The organism is Sphingobium sp. (genome assembly GCF_033795625.1).
Taxonomy (GTDB): Bacteria; Pseudomonadota; Alphaproteobacteria; order Sphingomonadales; family Sphingomonadaceae; genus Sphingobium.
In genome coordinates this window covers 1-16,722 of sequence record NZ_JARYGI010000008.1, presented here as the reverse complement: position 1 = coordinate 16,722, position 16,722 = coordinate 1, and the positions used below count along the sequence as shown (strand labels likewise).

11 protein-coding genes are annotated in these 16,722 nt (G+C 64.3%); 4 read left to right on the top strand and 7 right to left on the bottom strand.

Annotation, left to right across the window (positions count from 1 at the left end; genetic code table 11):
* Positions 1-62: 62 nt before the first annotated feature.
* The gene (locus QHC67_RS05725; RefSeq protein WP_319292264.1) at positions 63-533 is read left to right on the top strand and encodes a hypothetical protein; all 471 of its coding nucleotides are present in this window, start codon (positions 63-65) and stop codon (positions 531-533) included.
* A gap of 205 nt (positions 534-738) precedes the next feature.
* Here QHC67_RS05725 and QHC67_RS05720 read toward each other — a convergent pair whose 3' ends face one another.
* Positions 739-2,616 (bottom strand): ABC-F family ATP-binding cassette domain-containing protein, encoded by a 1,878-nt coding sequence (locus tag QHC67_RS05720; protein WP_319292261.1) that lies wholly within the window; start codon positions 2,614-2,616, stop codon positions 739-741.
* A 49-nt stretch (positions 2,617-2,665) separates the two neighbouring features.
* The gene (locus QHC67_RS05715; RefSeq protein WP_319292257.1) at positions 2,666-4,174 is read right to left on the bottom strand and encodes a phospholipase D-like domain-containing protein; all 1,509 of its coding nucleotides are present in this window, start codon (positions 4,172-4,174) and stop codon (positions 2,666-2,668) included.
* 173 nt (positions 4,175-4,347) lie between these two features.
* Here QHC67_RS05715 and QHC67_RS05710 point away from each other — a divergent pair, with 173 nt between their 5' ends.
* The 3 genes from QHC67_RS05710 to QHC67_RS05700 all read left to right on the top strand — a co-directional run bounded on the left by QHC67_RS05710 (position 4,348) and on the right by QHC67_RS05700 (position 10,659).
* The gene (locus QHC67_RS05710) at positions 4,348-6,834 is read left to right on the top strand and encodes a zinc-dependent metalloprotease (protein WP_319292254.1); all 2,487 of its coding nucleotides are present in this window, start codon (positions 4,348-4,350) and stop codon (positions 6,832-6,834) included.
* A gap of 81 nt (positions 6,835-6,915) precedes the next feature.
* On the top strand, positions 6,916-9,255 hold the full coding sequence (locus QHC67_RS05705) for a hypothetical protein (RefSeq protein ID WP_319292251.1): 2,340 nt from the start codon (positions 6,916-6,918) through the stop codon (positions 9,253-9,255).
* Between the two features lie 3 nt (positions 9,256-9,258).
* Positions 9,259-10,659: an O-antigen ligase family protein gene (locus QHC67_RS05700; RefSeq protein ID WP_319292247.1), complete on the top strand. Its 1,401-nt coding sequence runs from the start codon at positions 9,259-9,261 to the stop codon at positions 10,657-10,659.
* A gap of 3 nt (positions 10,660-10,662) precedes the next feature.
* Here QHC67_RS05700 and QHC67_RS05695 read toward each other — a convergent pair whose 3' ends face one another.
* From QHC67_RS05695 to QHC67_RS05675, 5 genes are all read right to left on the bottom strand, one after another.
* The gene (locus QHC67_RS05695) at positions 10,663-11,385 is read right to left on the bottom strand and encodes a hypothetical protein (protein ID WP_319292244.1); all 723 of its coding nucleotides are present in this window, start codon (positions 11,383-11,385) and stop codon (positions 10,663-10,665) included.
* A 43-nt stretch (positions 11,386-11,428) separates the two neighbouring features.
* Complete coding sequence (locus QHC67_RS05690) at positions 11,429-13,558, bottom strand: GumC family protein (RefSeq protein WP_319292241.1); 2,130 nt, start codon at positions 13,556-13,558, stop codon at positions 11,429-11,431.
* 61 nt (positions 13,559-13,619) lie between these two features.
* Positions 13,620-14,921: an outer membrane beta-barrel protein gene (locus QHC67_RS05685; protein ID WP_319292238.1), complete on the bottom strand. Its 1,302-nt coding sequence runs from the start codon at positions 14,919-14,921 to the stop codon at positions 13,620-13,622.
* A 73-nt stretch (positions 14,922-14,994) separates the two neighbouring features.
* Positions 14,995-15,513 carry a hypothetical protein gene (locus tag QHC67_RS05680; protein WP_319292235.1) on the bottom strand — a complete coding sequence of 173 codons (519 nt, stop codon included), beginning with the start codon at positions 15,511-15,513 and terminating at the stop codon, positions 14,995-14,997.
* Positions 15,514-15,551: 38 nt separating this feature from the next.
* Entirely contained in the window at positions 15,552-16,136 is a 585-nt protein-coding gene (locus QHC67_RS05675; protein WP_319292231.1) for a polysaccharide biosynthesis/export family protein, read from the bottom strand.
* Positions 16,137-16,722: the final 586 nt, after the last annotated feature.

Sequence of the window (16,722 nt, the reverse complement as noted above, 5' to 3'; positions counted from 1 at the left end):
CCTTTACCCTTGCCCGACATATTGGCTGCCGAGTGGGGCCGCCATTGGGTAGGAAGAACGACATGGAACGTGTGGAGGATCTTCACAGGCAAAGCCTGTATGAAGGTAATCGGACAGTGGGGGAAATCGAACACGCTGCGGTCACCGCCAAGCTGCAGGCCCGAAAGAAGAAAATCGCTGCGGCCGTTTCTGCTCCGGTCGAGGCACCTGCGCCGCCTGCATTCCATCCCGACGCGTTCAAGCCCGCGCCCAAAGCCGCAGATGCCCTGGTTCTGCGCACGGCTGCGCTTGGCATTGCCGGGGGCCTCGTCTTTGCCGCGTATAGCAGCCTCCCCCCTTCGCAAGCCGCCGCGCGGTCCGCAACGGTGGCGATGGACGGACTCACCTGCTGGACGGAGCCGGGCGTGAATGCCGGGCTGGTCGAGGAAATTCCGGAAGGCGAAGTCGTCCGGGTCGCGGAAAGCCGCAACGGCTGGACGCAGGTGCTGGACAAGGGCTGCTGGGCCAAGGAAAGCAAACTCATCTTCAGTTGAGTGTGCGTTATGGCCGAGGTGCCCTAAACAGCCCGATGACTTCACAGAACCGTTCGTCCTGAGTAGCCATTGAAGTCCTGAGCTTGTCGAAGGTCGAAATGGCGTATCGAAGGATCAGGCACCGCATGATGCTTCGATACGAGACTTCGACTTCGCTCAGTCTCTACTCAGCACGAACGGGTGTTGGGATGCCAAAGCCAGCACTCTAGACGTTCACCGCCTCCAGCGCTTCGCTGGCGGCGAGCCATTCCGCTTCGGCGGCTTCCATCTGCTTTTCGATGTCGCCGCGTCTGCGCATCAGCTCGCCCATGGTGAGCTTGGCTTCCTCCGGGCCGGCGGTGGCGGGATCGAACATCGCGCGTTCGATGCGGGCGCGGTGGGCCGTGAGCGCGGCCAGCGCCTTTTCGGCCTTAGTGACGGCTTCGCGCAGGGCCTTGCCCTGTTCGCGGGCTTGCGCCTGCTGCTGCTTCAGCGCCTTGCGGTCGCCCTTCGACATCTTCTCACCGCCGTCGGACACGCCGCCGCTCTTGCCGAGGATGAAGTCAGTATAGTCCTCCAGCGTGCCGCCATATTCCTTCGCGGTGCCGCCATCGACCAGCACGAGGCGGTCGGCGACCAGTTCGATCATGTGGCGGTCATGGCTGACGACGACGACCGCGCCCTGATATTCGTTCAGCGCCTGCACCAGCGCCTCGCGGGAATCGACGTCCAAGTGGTTCGTCGGTTCGTCGAGGATCAGCATGTTCGGGGCTTCGCGGGTGATGAGCGCGAGGGCGAGGCGGGCGCGCTCGCCACCCGAGAGGCTGCCGACCTTCTGGATGGCGCGGTCGCCGGAGAAACCGAAGCGGCCTAGTTGGGCACGGACAGCACCGGGCGTCGCTCCCTTCATCTGGCGGGCCATATGCTCCAGCGGGGTGTCGGTCGTGTCGAGTTCCTCCACCTGATATTGGGTGAAATAGCCGACCTTCATCTTGTTGGAGCTGTTCATCTCCCCTTCCATCGCGGGGAGTTGCGCGGCGATCAGGCGGGCAAGCGTGGTCTTGCCGTTGCCGTTGCGGCCGAGCAGCGCGATGCGATCGTCCGGGTCGATGCGCAGGTTCACGCGGCGTAGGATCGGCGTGCCGTCATAGCCGACCGATGCCATGTCCAGCGTGACCAGCGGCGGGCGCAGTTCGGGCGGGCTTGGGAAGGCGAAGGAGAGGCTCGGGTCCTCCAGCGCGGCGGCGATGGGCTGCATCTTCGCGAGCGCCTTTTGCCGGGACTGCGCCTGCTTGGCGGTGCTGGCGCGGGCGCTGTTGCGGGCGACGTAATCCTGAAGCTTGGCGCGCTGGGCGTCCTGCTTCTCGCGGGCGGCCTGAAGCTGGGCGAGGCGTTCGGCGCGCTGCCGCTCGAACGCGTCGTAGCCGCCGGGGTAGAGCGTGATCTTGCCGCCTTCGAGGTGCAGGATGTGGTCGACCACATTGTTCAGCAAATCGCGTTCATGGCTGATGACGATAATCGTCGCGGGATAGCTTTTGAGGAAATTCTCCAGCCAGAGCGTCGCTTCGAGATCGAGATGGTTCGAGGGCTCGTCGAGCAGCAGCAGGTCGGGTTGCGAGAAGAGCAACGCGGCGAGGGCAACGCGCATCTTCCAGCCGCCCGAGAAACTGTCGAGCGGGCGGCCCTGCATTTCCTCGTCGAAACCGAGGCCGACGAGGATGCGGGCGGCGCGGGCGGGCGCGGTGTAGGCGTCGATGGCGTTCAGCCGCTCGTAGAGTTCGCCGAGGCGGTCGGGGTCTTCGCAGGTCTCGCTTTCGGTGAGCAGCGCGTCGCGTTCCACGTCTGCGGCGAGCACGGTCTCGAACGGCGTTTCCGTGCCACTCGGCGCGTCCTGCCGAAGATAGCCGACGCGGGTGCCGCGCGGGCTGTCGATTTCGCCTTCATCGGGGTCGATCTGACCGATCATAGCCTTCATCAACGTGGACTTGCCCGCGCCGTTGCGGCCGATCAGGCCGACGCGGCTGCGCGGCGGCAACATCGCGGTCGCTCGATCAAGGATGACGCGCCCACCCAGGCGCACCGTGACGTTGTTCACATTCAGCATGGGCGGGCCCCTAGCACATATTGCGGTGCAGCGTGAGGGGGTGGCGAAATTAAGCCGCAGTACGGCTCCGGCGACGGAAGCGCATTTTCCGCACCATGTGCCAGCCGCGGAAGAGGCCGCGCTTGGCGCGACTGTCGCCAGTGAAGGATTCGAAGATCGCTTCGGGGCCCTCGGGGTCCAGCACTTCATTGTCGGCCAGCCATTTTTCGACGCCGTTGAGGTCGGGAATCTCGTAAGGAACCAGCGTGCGCCCTTCCCCGCGCAGATTCTCGATCACCGCGATCATCGATCCGGCGGCGGCATATTCATCCGTCACGATCTGCGGATCGACGCCCAGATGCTCGGCGATCAGGTTGTCGCGCAGTCCCGCTACCGTGCCCGTCTGCTCATCGCTCTCGACACGGACGGCGACATCGCACTCCGTATCCAGCCGCAGCGAGCGATTGTTGAAGTTGGAGGACCCGACGCGGAGCACATGGTCGTCGATCACCGTGACCTTGGCATGGACGTAGATCGGATTGCCGTTCGCCGTCTGCGGATGATAGATGCGCAGGCGGTCGTGGGTGTCCATTCGCTGCAACGCGGCCACCAGACGGGCACGAGCGGTGTCCATTGCGACAGGCTCAAGCCAGCCATCGGCCGTCAGCGGATTGATGATCACGATTTCGGGACCGTCCGGCTCCTGAAGCCGCTTGCCAATCGCGATGGCGATGCGGCGCGACGCGAAATACTGGCTCTCCGCATAGATCAGCGTCTTGGCGTCGGCGATCAGCGTTTCGTAAAGCCGCTCGATCTCCACGATGGCAGGGCGATGCTTCATTTCGGGATAGCTGCGCGCGATCGCGACATCCACTTCCTCCAGCATCGGGCTGAGCGAAGGCGGCCATTGCGGCGCGCTTTCATTCAGCGGTTCGAGCTTTTGGCCGACAGCCGCTTCCCAGCGGTCGCGCGTCAGTTCGCCGATGGCGGCGGCTGCCCTGCCGTCGAACAGGCTGGTCGCATCGTGCCATGGCTTATAGGGCCTGGTGGTGCCCGGAAGCACACGATCCTCGTTATCGTCGGCGTGATCGCGCGTGTCCCAGCGCTCGCTGGTCATGTCGATCCCGCCGCAAAAGGCAATGCTGTCGTCGATCGACACGATCTTCTGATGATGGGAGGCGGCGAAGGGATGGACGCTGTCCATGCGCGCCGTGATCCGCTCATGCGCTTTCCAGCGCAGCAGCGTGAACAGCGTATTACCGCGGAATATGGCCTTCACCATGCCAACGTCCCAGCGGAGAATGTAGATTTCCAGTTCGGGATTGCGCTCCACCAGCCAGATCAGAAAGTCGTCGAGCTTCTTCGGCCCCTCGTCCTTGTGTCCTGGATGGCAGAGCGAAATGCGGGCATCGAAATCCCAGCCGATCAGCATGATGCGCCGCTTGGCCGCCATCATCGCTTCACGGGCGGCGGCGAAATAGTCGTCCGCATCGACGATCAGGGAAAAGCGTTTGGCATGTTCGATGCGCCAGCAATTGTCGTTCGGGCGCAACAATGCGTCCGTGCTGCCGCTTTCCATTCCATCAAACTCCCCGCGCCCGGCGATCGGGCCCGTATGCGAACCGACGTTATCCTATGTTCCTTCCGGTGAACAGAAGCTGTCGGCAGTGTCACGCCCTCCGCCACGATGGCGGATTACGCACCGCCGCCCGTTCCTTCCAACATCTGTAGACAGGCAAGAGGTGAGACGCGATGGGCGGATTTGACGGGCTGCGAGGCGCACGATCGGCATCGCTCGCGGTCGCTTCTTCGCTGATGGCCCTGGCCTGGACTGCGGGCGGGATCGGAACCGCGACCGCCGCGCCGCCCGCTGCCGTTTCGGGCGCGGCGCGGATGGACGGGTTCATCCCGTTCACCTTCGATGCGGCGCGCGGCAAGGTGCTGATGGAGATCGGGGCTTTCGATACCGACGTGCTCTATTATGTCTCCGCGGCGAGTGGCGGCGGATCGGTGGAACTGCCGTTCGACCGGGGCATATTGCTGAGCGCCGTCGTCCATTTCCAGCGTGTCGGCGGGCGCGTTCTGGTGGTCCAGCAGAACACGGATTATCGCTCGATCAAGGGCGATGCGGCGCATGCGGGGGGCGTCGATGACTCGTTCCCGACTTCGGTGCTGGCGATATTGCCAGTCGAGTCCGAGAGCGGCGGGCGTGTCGTGGTCGACGCAACGCCGCTGTTCATGCGCGATGCGGCCAATGTCGAGGGCAGTCTGCGCCGCACCAATCAGGGCAGTTTCAAGTTCGATGCCGCGCGGAGCAGCTTCTATCCTAAGCGGATGAAGGCGTTTCCGGACAATACAGAGATCGAGACGATAGCGACCTTCACTGCGGACAATCCCGGCGCGCTCATCCGCAATGTCACGCCCGATCCGCGCGAATTAACGATGCGCATCCATCACAGCTTCCTGAAGGCGCCGACCGGCTATGTGCCGCGCGAAGGCGATCCCCGCATCGGCGTCAGCACGCTGAAGTTCCATGACTTCTCCAAGCCGCTGAACGAAGGGCCGGAGGAAGACTGGGTGACGCGCTGGCGGCTGGAAAAGAAGGACCCTTCGGCGGCGATGAGCGAGCCGGTCAAGCCCATCGTCTTCTACTTCGATCCGGCGATCCCCGAACCTGTGCGCAATGCAATGAAGGCCGGGACCTTGTGGTGGAACAAGGCCTATGAGGCGGCGGGTTTCAGGAACGCGATACAGGCGCTGGACGCGCCCGCCGACATGGACCCGATGGATATCCGCTATGCCTATGTGCTGTGGATCAACCGGGACGAGCGCGGCTTTTCGAGCGGCGGCACCTATCGCGATCCGCGCACCGGAGAGATATTGGGCTCCAAGACGCGGATGGATACGCATCGTGTCCGCAGCATCGGCAACTATTGGGATGCCTATAGCGGCGGACTGCCCGCGGACGGGTCCGGCGTGACGGTGGCCGATCCAAGCCTGCTGACGCCCGGCGCGATGGCGAACATGCCCGCGGGGCAGCGCGACATGATCCTGCTGCGGCAGGCGCTGCTGACGGCGCATGAGCTGGGGCATGCATTGGGTTTCGGGCATAATTTCGCGTCCAGCCTCAACGATCGCGCTTCGGTGATGGAATATCCGACGCCGCGCGTGAAGGTGACGAACGGCAAGCTGGACCTGTCGGAATCGTTCATGACGTCGATTGGCGCATATGACACCTTCATGGCGCGCTATGGCTCCACGGTGTTTCCGGCAGGGCAGGAGAAGGCCGGGCTGGACGCGATCATAGCCGAGATGCGGGCGCAGAACATCCTGTACGTGCCGGACACGGACCCGCGCTGGACATGGTATGACGACCGCGCGACGCCGATGGAGAACCTGCGCGAATCCTATTCAGCGCGCGAGATCATGATCGCGAACTACGGGCAAAATATGCTGGCGGCCGACGAGCCGGTGGGATCGTTGCGCAATATCCGGCTGTGGATGGCGTATCTGCACCATCGTTATGCCATCGAGTCGGGCGCGAAATATGTGGGCGGCATGTTCACCAACATCGTGGTGAGAGGCGAGACGATGCCGCCGACCGAGTTCATCCCCGGCGCTGCGCAACGCGAGGTTCTGGGGCTGTTGCTGGATGCCATCGAACCGAAGAACATGGCGCTGCCCGAAACGCTGCTGGCGCAATTGACGCCCGATCCGGGGAATAATCTGGAGGATCTGTCCACCGACGCGGTGTTCGACCAGCTGAAGGCGGCGCGGATATTGGCGTCGCTGGTGCTGGAGCCGCTGTTCGCGCCGGACAAGGCGGCGCGGATGGTGGCGCTGTCGGTGCGGCAGCCGGACGCAGTGGGGCTGCCCGAAATGGTGGATGCGGTGATGGCGCGCACCTGGGGGGCGCGCGATGGCGATGCGGGTTCGCGCGCGTTGCGGCGGGTGACGCAGCGCGGGGCGCTGGACGCGATGATGATGCTGGGCGGCAGCACGGAGACTGCGCCGGAAGCGCGCGCCTATATCCTCGACCGGCTGGCGACGCTGGCGGATTCGCTGAAGGGGCGGAAGGATGCCGATCCGCTGACGACTGCGCATTACCGGCAGTCGGCGCGGGACATCGCCCATTATCTGGAGGACCCTACTGCCAACGCGCCCAAATCCGCGTCCTCCCCGTGGGGCGGGACGCCGCGGTCGCGCTATCCGATGCCGCCGGGGCCGCCATTGGGATGAGACTCGGCGTTCCCTAAGCTGCCTGTATGATGTACCGGACGGCTGGATGATGCCGCCGTTCCCTCACGATGTCCGCTGCGCATGAAGACGGGATTTGTCGTTCCGGTGGCGGCCTCCGCACTGGCGGTGTCGTTCATGGCATTGTCGACGCTCCCGGCGCAGGGTGATGGGCAATCCGCAGCGAAGCCCGCCAATCATGCGGACGCACCTGTGGAGGGGGAGCGCTATCGCTGGCGTCCCGTGGCAGTCGGCGGCGGGGGGTTCATCACCGGGCTGTCGAGCGACGCGCGCGGCGAGATGCGCGTGATCCGCACCGATGTTTACGGGGCCTATCGCTGGGATGCAGCGGCGGACCGATGGGTGCAGCTCGTCACGGCCGATGCCATGCCGGCGATCGCGCGCGTGCAGGATGGCATGGCCGAGGGCGTGTACGAGATCGCCGTCGCACCCTCCGATTCGCAGCGGCTATATATGGCGATCAGGGGCGCGGTCTATCGCTCCGGGGACGGCGGCAGGCACTGGCAGGGGCCGGATGCAGGCGCGCCCGTCTTCCGCTTCGATCCCAATTCCGAATTCCGCTTCCATGGCCCGTTCATCAGCGTGGACCCTGCCGATCCGGACCATCTATTCTTCGGCACGCCCGAGCAAGGGCTGTGGCAGTCGCGCGACGCGGGCAGGACATGGCAGCGCGTCGCTTCGGTGCCGAACGCGAGGGACTTGCGCCCTGCCCCCAGCCAGCAGGCTCCGGGGGTGACGATCTGGTTCGAGGCGAAGACGGCGCGCATCTGGGCGGCTTCGGCGGGGCATGGCGTGTTCATGTCGGACGATGGCGGAGGCATGTTCAAGCCCCTTCCCAACCGTCAAGGCGTCGGGCCTGCAACCCTGACGCAAGGCAGTTTTGCGCAGGACGGCAGCTTCATCGGCACCGAGTATGAAGCGCAGGCAGTCTGGCGATATGCGAATGGCGGCTGGACGAACCTGAACGTCGCGGGCGCCATTGCCAAGGCTCCGTTCATCGGCGTGGCGACCAGCCCGCAGGATGGCCGCGTCGTTGTGATGAGCCAGGCGGGACAAAGCTGGTGCTCGGTCGACGAGGGCCGCCGCTGGCGCGCGATGGGGCGCAGCGTTGCCGCTGGAAAAGGCGATGTACCCTGGCTCCGCGTCGCCAATCAGAACTTCTTCGCCTCTGGGCCGATCCGCTTCGATGCGGCGAGGCCGGGGCGCTTGTGGCTGGCGCAGGGACAGGGGCCGTTCTTTGCCGATCTCGGCAAGGGGTGCGCGCAGGCCGACTGGCAATCGCAGGCGCGCGGCGTCGAGGAGATCGTCACGACCGACATCGTCCATGCCCCGGGGCAGGCTCCGCTGTTCGCGGGCTATGACTTCGGCATTCATGTAAAGCCCGACCTCGATGCGTTTTCGACGACCTATGGCCCCAAGGAGCGCGTCATCATCGCCGCGCCGCAAGTGGCGTGGACCCCTGCCCGGCCCGGCTTCTATGTCACCAACGCGTCCGACACGCGCGATTGCTGTTCCGAGGACGGCGACGCGGTGCTGGCCGGGTACAGCATGGACGGCGGCAAAAGCTGGACCAAATTCGCCAGCCTGCCGCAGCCGCCGGGCACGCGCGCCGACGATCCGTGGCGCATGTCCTTCGGCACCATTGCGGTCGCCGCGGACAGCATCGACAACATCGTCTGGGAACCCGCCTTCAATCGCGCGCCTTTCTATACGCTGGACCGGGGCAGGACGTGGCGGCGCGTTGTCCTGCCCGGCGAGACGGGGCAACTGACGGGATCGGTCGCGCAGAAATGGACGCAGCGCAAGACGCTGGCCGCGGACCGGGTGCTGCCGCGTACATTCTACCTGGTGCACAGCGGCGACGGCAGCAGCCCGGCGTCCGCTGGCTTGTGGCGGACCAGCGACGGAGGAAAGAGCTGGGTGCGCAGGTTCAGGGGAGAGATTGCGCCCGCCAGCCGCTATGCCGCGAAACTTCGGGCGGTGCCGGGGCATGCCGGGCATCTTTTCTTCACCAGCGGCGTAAATGGAGAGGGCGACACTGCCCTGCGCCGATCGACGGACGGCGGCGCAAGCTGGCAGGCGTTACGGCATATTAACAGGGTGGACGATATAGCCTTCGGGAAAGCCGCCAGCGGGTCGCGCTATCCGGCCATCTATATCTCGGGCCGTGTCGACGGCGAGTACGGGATCTGGCGGTCGGTGGACAATGCCGCGCACTGGCAGCGCCTGGTCGGCTTTCCTCTGGGGCGTCTGGACCAGGTGACGGTCGTGGAGGCAGACAAGGACGTGTTCGGGCGAGTCTATGTGGGGTACAAGGGATCAGGCTGGATTTACGGTGAGCCCGCGCGCTGCAAGGCGGGAGCGGCAGCCGTTGGCGACGACGCCTGCAATCCTGTCGGCTGACGCGTGAGACGATCCGCCGCCTGGGCGCGGCACGATCAGGCAGGCACCGGAGCCGGAAGCCGCCTTCCGGGCTACTCTGGCGCATTGCCTCCTTCTGACGGGACTGCGACCAAGCCCTTTTGGGACCAGCCTTTTCTGCGATCGTCGCTGGCGATCGTCATTCCTGTCGCCCTCACATCGGGAATGCTGTTTCGCGGTTTCGACGGGGCGCAGGGAGCCGCCGCCTGCTGCGTGATCAATGGGCTGGTGCTGATGGCGGTGCTGGTGTTGCAACCGCCTTCGCGCGCGTTCTGGTTGAGAGCGACGCCTTTGCTGATGCTGGCGGGCGTTGCTGCGCTCTGGTTGATGATCGTCGCGGCGGACATTTCCCTCATTCCCTTCGTAGACAGGCCGGTGGCGTTCGCGCCCGATCTATTCGCGCCGCAGTTCGGGGGATGGATGGCCGGGCTTTACGCGTTTCTCCTCGGCGCGATCGTGGCCGCGAACCGCACTGACGAGCACAACCTGATGAACACGCTGCTGTTCGCCAATTGCGGGGTGTTGCTGATCGGCCTTCTCGTCCGGAGCCTGGGCGGGCAGGATGCGCTCGATTACTGGTCGCTCTCGCGCCAAGGGCGGTTCGCCGGGACCATCGGCAATGCCAATGTCACGGCCGTCGTAGCGGGCATGATGGCGCTGCTGGCGACCGGGCGGCTGTTGCGGCTGGCGCAGGACCTCTCGCAGGGCCTGAGAGAACGCCGCACGATCGCGAGCGTCGTGTGCCATATCGCAGCGTGGCTGGTCGCCGTCACAGCGCTGGTCGCAACTGCTTCCCGAGCGCCGATCATCATCACGGCGCTACTGATGGGCGCGCTTACGCTGCGCAATTTCGGGCTCGGGCGGATCGGCAGGCGGCGAGCGCTATATGCGGTGCCTGCCGTCGTGCTGATCATCGCGATCGCGCAGGCGGACCTGCTGCAGCACCGGCTCGGCACGACCGGCAGCGAGTGGGACGCGCGGCTGGCGTTATGGGCGCACTATTGGGACGTGGCGATGATGTCCCCGGTCTATGGCTATGGCCTCGGCGGCTTTTCCAGCATCAACCTGTTCACCATGCCCACGGTCGAGTTCGCGCAAGGGGCGTGGATCGTCAATTCGGCGCACGGCATCCTGCTCCAGCTGCTTCTGGTAGGCGGTGTGCCCTATCTGCTGCTGATGGCGGCATTGCTGTGGCGCGTGGCGCGGGACATCGGGCGGGCTCGAGCGCTCCATCCATGGTCTACGCGCAACTGGGCGATGGCCGCCGCGGTTGTGTTGGCGCTGGCCTGCGGGATGGTCGACATCGTGCTGGACGTGACGTCCACCATCGTCCTGATGCTGTTTCTGGCGGGGCTGTTGTGGGGCCGCATGAGTCCCGCGCGCTAGGGCCTATCTCGGGTCGAGCCGGGCCACGGGGGGAGCCAGGTAGTTGCCGTCGTGAAGGCGCATTTCGCGCCAGCGGAGAACGAGTGGCTTATAGGCCTGGCTGGTGCGGGCGGAAGCGAAGACGGACTTGCGCATGGTGGCGTCCACGCGTGCCAGCCACACGGCTTCCTCGATCGCCCAGCCGCGGACGAAGGCGTCGAGTTCATCCCAATGCAGGAAGGCGAACCTGACGCGCCATCCGGCCGCATCGCGCAGGAACGGCGCGTCCGAGTAGGACCGGGAGAGTGCGACCAGCGAGAGGTGCCGGTGATCGGAGCCAGTCTGGAGCGCCTCGACATAGGCTTTGACCACCCATGCCTGCCCCCAGTGCGGGCGCGCATCGATGGCGAGATCAACCTGATGCGACAGGGCGGCGAGGTCGCTGTCGCGGCTGGGCGATCCGGAGACCTGCAGGGCGCGGGCACGGTAGATGGCGTCGCTCAGCAACAGCCGTGGCGGAGAGGATGCGTCCACACGGGCGACCGACGGCTCCGCGGAAGCGTCGCTCGGGGAATTATTCCGGGAAAGCGCGAGTTCCTGCGTCCGGATCTGCGCGTCGGATGCAGTGATGGCCTGCTCCCTCACCCACAGGCCGCCTGCAAGCACCGTTCCGACGCTGATCAGTGCGATGGCGATAGCTACCAGACGCCGGGCCGAATCGGGGGAAGCGTCTGGCGGGCGCGGCATAGGCGGCGTCTATGGCCGCCCGGTTGCCCGGACGGCCATCGGCTCAGCTCGCCTGCTGGTAGTAAGCGGAGTATTTCTTCGAATAATAGAGCCCGCCAATGGCCTCCGCCGAGGAGTCGACCATCGTGTAGATCGCCCCGACCGGGTTGGCGCCATCGGACTTCAGCCAGCCCAGTGCGGACACGGCGGCCGCTGCGGGCGTGCCGTTCCAGCGCACGATCAGCACCGTCGCATCGGCGAGCACCGACAGGAAGCGGCCGTCGGCAAGACCCACCAGCGGCGGCAAATCGAGGACGATGTGGTCATAGCGCGTGCGCAACTGGTCGAGCAGGTTCCGCATCGCGTCCGCACCGAACAGGTCTTCCGAACTGAAGTAGGGCGCACGGACCAGCAGGTGATCGAGACCCGGAACGTCGCCCGGAACGATCGCCTGTTCCGCCGTCGCTTCGCCATGAAGGATCTCGACGATGCCGGGGCCTGCGGGCGGGTTGGACACGAGCGCCCGCATCGCCGCACGCCGCACGTCGCATTCCAGGAGCAACGTCCGGGAATTGTTCGACGCCAGGGTACGGGCGAAGGAGAGCGACGTGGTAGTCTTGCCTTCGCTGGGTAGCGCGGAGGTGAACGCGATCACCTTGGGCGGCGTGCTGGTACGGACGCCCAAGATACCGGCGCGGGCGATGCGCAGGGACTCGGCGAATAACGAGGTAGGCTTCTCCAACAGCAGGTCCGCGGGATTGACGGACTTGGGCACCTTCGGGATCGCGGCGAGAACCGGGATACCGAGCTGATTCTCCAGTTCCTCGACAGTCTGCATTCCCGTGACCAGCATTTCCTGCACGGCGATCGTACCGGAACCCGCCGCCAGCGCCGCAACGAGCGCCAGAGCGAGGATCAAAGGCTTGTTGGGAGATGTCGGCTTCGTCGGCGGCTGTGCCCGGTCGACGATGACTGCCTGCGAGATGCGATTCTCGGCCGCCTGCGTGCTTTCGAGCGCCAGTTGCGAGGCGCGATCGAAGGCGGCACGCTTGGCGACGGCTTCCCGCTCCAGGCTTTCGGCCATCACCGACGCCTGCGTGTTGACGGCGCGTTCGCTTTCAAGGCGGCCCATCGATGCGCGCAGGCTGGCGGCGCGCGCATCGGCGGCCGTAGCGTTGGCGCGCAGCGAGCCGATGACGCGTTCGGCCTCATCCTTGATCTGCTGATCGATGGACGAAAGCTGATCGCGGACGCGCACATATTCGGGATGCTTTTCGCCGTAACGGGCCTGTACTTCGCCCACCGCGCGAAGGACCTCCGCCCGCTGGCGACGCAATTCAGCGACGACGTTGGAGCTGCGGACTTCGGACACGGAGTCGAGGCCGCCGCGGGCGATCTGGCCCTGCGCAGCCGCAAGGCTGGCGCGGGCTGCGGCTGCATCCGATTCGGCGGTGGCGAGCTGATTGGACAAGGGCGCGACCTGCTGGTCGACGATCGTGCCACCGTTGCTTCCGCCGTCCGTGCTGACGGTCAGTCCTGCGCGGGCGCGATAGGACGCCACGGCGGCATCTGCTGCCCGCACTTCCGCGCCAAGCTGCGCGGCCTGACGCTTCAGCTGCTCGGACTGCTTGGCTGCAGCACCGGCATTGTTGCCGACGCGCGTATCGAGATAGGCTTCGGCAAAGCTATTCGCGACCTGCGCCGACTTGACCGGATCGCGCGAAGTGAAGCTGACAGCGATCAGATAAGTGAGCTTGTCGCGCTCGACCGACAGATTGCCGAGCAGCGCCTGCGCCACCATCGTGTCGCGATCGTCCCGGCTCAAGCTCGCCGCATCGGGGCGGTTCGCCAATGCGGCGCTGAATTCGGGGTCGTTCGAGAGCTTCAGGCGACGAACCACATTGCGCGCGAGATCGAGCGAGTTGAGCACTGCGACTTCGGTCTCGATCGCTTCTGGATTGAGCGCCGTAGCGCCGCCACTATTCTGCGCCACGCTCTGCGCCGGATCGACGCGAATGCGGGCCGTGGTCGCATATTTGGGTGTCATCATGAACATGAGGACGATCCCGAGCCCCAGCACCGCCGCCGCCACCAGCGCCAGCGTTAGCCAGCGCCGACGAACGACATCACGAACGGTCTGGAGCAAGTCCGATAACTGTCCGTCATAGTCAGTCATCTGCTTCGAAATTTCCATGATGTAATCCGCTTTTCATTAGAAAGACGCTCCGTCTCCGGAACGTTGGGAAGGGCTCTGCCTAGCGCTGGGCGACCAGCGTCAGTTGCCCACGGAATTCGTTGAATTGCTGGCCCAGGTTATCCCCGGTCGTATCTCTCTTGATGTAGGAGAGCTGCAGTTGCAGCCCGAGCAGCCGGTTGATGAAATAGCGCGCACCGGCAGAACCCCGATAGAAGGTGGTCTTGCGCGTGCTCGATATGAAATCCTGCTGCGCATATTCAGCGATGGCGTTGAGGATCAGGTTGCGCAGCAACTCGTGATCGACGCGGGCCGTCGCGCGATTGTCGAAATAGGCGTTGGTGTCGCCGATGTTCGAATCCTCGATCACGCGGCGCAGGCCAAGGCCGAAAGTCGTCAGTTCGGTCGGGAAATATTCGACCTTGGCTTCTACGGACAGGCCGCTGACGTCCTTGTACAGCGCGCTGTCATAGTTGCGCCGGGCATAGCCTGCACCGATCGTGCCGCGCACCAGAGCCGACAAGTCGAAATTCGACCCCACGATGAAGCGGTAGCTATCCGAATCGCGATTGGCGATGCCGGGCGAGAGCTGCGTGTCGTAATTGGTATCGCCATAATTGGCCTGACCGTAGAAGGAGACGCTGGGCGTCAGCGCATATTCGGCCTGCGCCGTTACGCGGCTCAAGGTCCGGTCGCGATTTTCCTGGTCGATCACCGTGCCGGTCGGCAGGCGAATGGGATCAAAGGCGAAGTGGCTGCGATCCACGGCCAGGATCAGCCGTCCCTGGCCGACGCCATACTGGGCGCGCAGGGACAGGAAGTCGCGCTCGTACTGCGACAGCACGGCCAGGCTGGAATCGACGTCGCCGGTGATGGGCGTCTCGAACTGCTGCGTATATTGGGCCTCGCCCGTGACCGCTAGCGCGTCGCCGATGTCGAGCCGCCCGAGAGCGCCCAGGTTGAAGGCATCCTCGTTGCGGATCGAATTGTCGAAAAAGCGGCGGAAAGCGCCGGACGCATTCAACTGGACCTGATGGCGATCCCACTCCGAACGCGCCCGTACGGAGGGATTGAACACGGCAAATCCGTCGCTCTCTTCATTGCCGTTGGTGAGGAAGACGTTGCTGGTAAGGCCGACGCCCGTTTCCACCTTCGGGAACAGCATGAAGCTTCCCAGATTGACGCCGAGTGGATCATAATCCGGCCGGGGGCGCTCGGTCACGCTGACATTGCGGCCCTTGTCGAAGCCGTCTGGCAGGGTCGCCGGGATCAGCGGACTGGCTTCGATCTGCGCATGGGCGATGGTGGGCAGCGCAGTAGCGGCGGCGCAGCCCATCAGCAGACCGCGAATGAAGTGCTTCATGGAGTTTCTTTTACCTGGAACGATGACATTGGAGAGGCTGGCGAACAAAGGGCGCCGCGGCGCGGCCGACGCGTCAGCTCCCATAATTCGCGCCCCCGCCACCGATGTTGATGACCGGCGCGGAAAAGCCGCTGCCGCCCAGGCCATCGCCGCCACCACCGGGAATTGCCGCCGTACCCCGGCGGAACCTGCGCCGGAGCGCGAGGCGGACATTGGCGATCGCTTCCTTCAGGTTTGGCGTGACGTTCGGACCGGCTGAGACGATATCGAGCGCCGCCTCCATGGTTTCGAGCGAATATTCCCCCTGGCTGAGCACGAAGAGCATCGCGGCTTCCATGTCCTCGACGCTCGCCGTGGTGGCCAGCTTCGAGAGGTCGGACTGCATTGCGGCCGCGATCTTCCCGGCCTGCTCGATGTCCGGCGCGGCCACCTCGCCCTGAACTTCGGTGTCCTGCGTATCCTGTACAGAGAGAGCGTACGCACTGCTTGTCACCACGAGCAACGCAAGCAGCGGCCCTGCATAGGCAAAGCCTATGCGGGATCGCGCAGCCCCCATGACGGCGCCGTGCGCACTGGATCCATCCCTGATCATACTAATGTCCCTGCCCTGCTCTTTTTATCGCTCATCGATCAGAAATAGCGCTCGCCCACTCTGATCGTATCGCCCGGACGGATGATGAGGTCCGGGGTCAACCGATATGTTTCCTCCGCAGTCGCACCCGACCGGCGAATATAAACGACCTTGCGGCTGGCCCGGGGCGTGAAGCCCTGCGCCGTGGCGACGGCGTTCAGCACGGTGAGGCCGCTTGCATAAGGATACTGGCCCGGCGCTTTGACTTCGCCCAGGATGAAGAACGGCCGGTAGGCCGTGACTTCGATGCTGACCTTGGGATCACGAATATAGCCGTCCGCGAGGCGCTTCTGCACCAGTGACGCGATTTCGGCGGGCGCCTTTCCGACTGCCTGGACATCACCCAGAAGCGGTAGGGAAAGCGCGCCATCGGCGCTCACGGAAAACTCGCCCGAAAGCGTCGGTTCGTTGAAAACCGTCATCCGGACCTTGTCGCCAGCCCCGAGCTTGTAGTCCTCCACTGAGGAGGCCGCGTCGGACTGGGCCATGTAGCGTTCGCCATTCTGGACCACCGGCGCGGCAGACGTGGCGCAGCCGTACAGGAATATGCTCGCAAAGAGACAAAGTAGAAACCTTAGATTCACGCGCAAAACCCCGACATCAAATAAGCAGATGAGTTTCTAGACTAATCGTCTTTCGCGGTCGCAGCAAGAGCGGTAACGATTTAGCGCAATGTGCTTCAGAGTGACACACTGATCCCGCCATCTATACTATAACAGGTGTAGTTTATGTTTGCATGGTTTGTTATTACGCAAATTTCAACTCGGTATTAGTCTAAACATCATCGCGTAAGGGCTTACACCTAGGCATATTCCGCATAGAACGCGGCTTGCAGCAGCTTGTCTGATTTTGCTATTTCGCAAACAGCGAGCCTGAATGGCTTTCGTGGACGGCCAGTCAGCATCATGAGCCAACTGGCGCCCTCAGCCGCCGCCTCGCCTTTCACGCCGCAAAAGGTGCAGCTAAAGCAAAATCACGCGATTAAGTTCCCTGCTGCAGCGGCGAATGACATTTATTTTGCGGCCAGCCGTGACGCGCTTCTGAGGCAATTCGCGGCAGCAGCCAAGATATGGTTAAGGTAGTTTTTCGATCTGGGCACCTCTATCAACCTCGCGTTCTGACGCCTGTTTGGCAGCGGAGGGCTGATGAAGCGCTGCCTTTGCCAGTTTG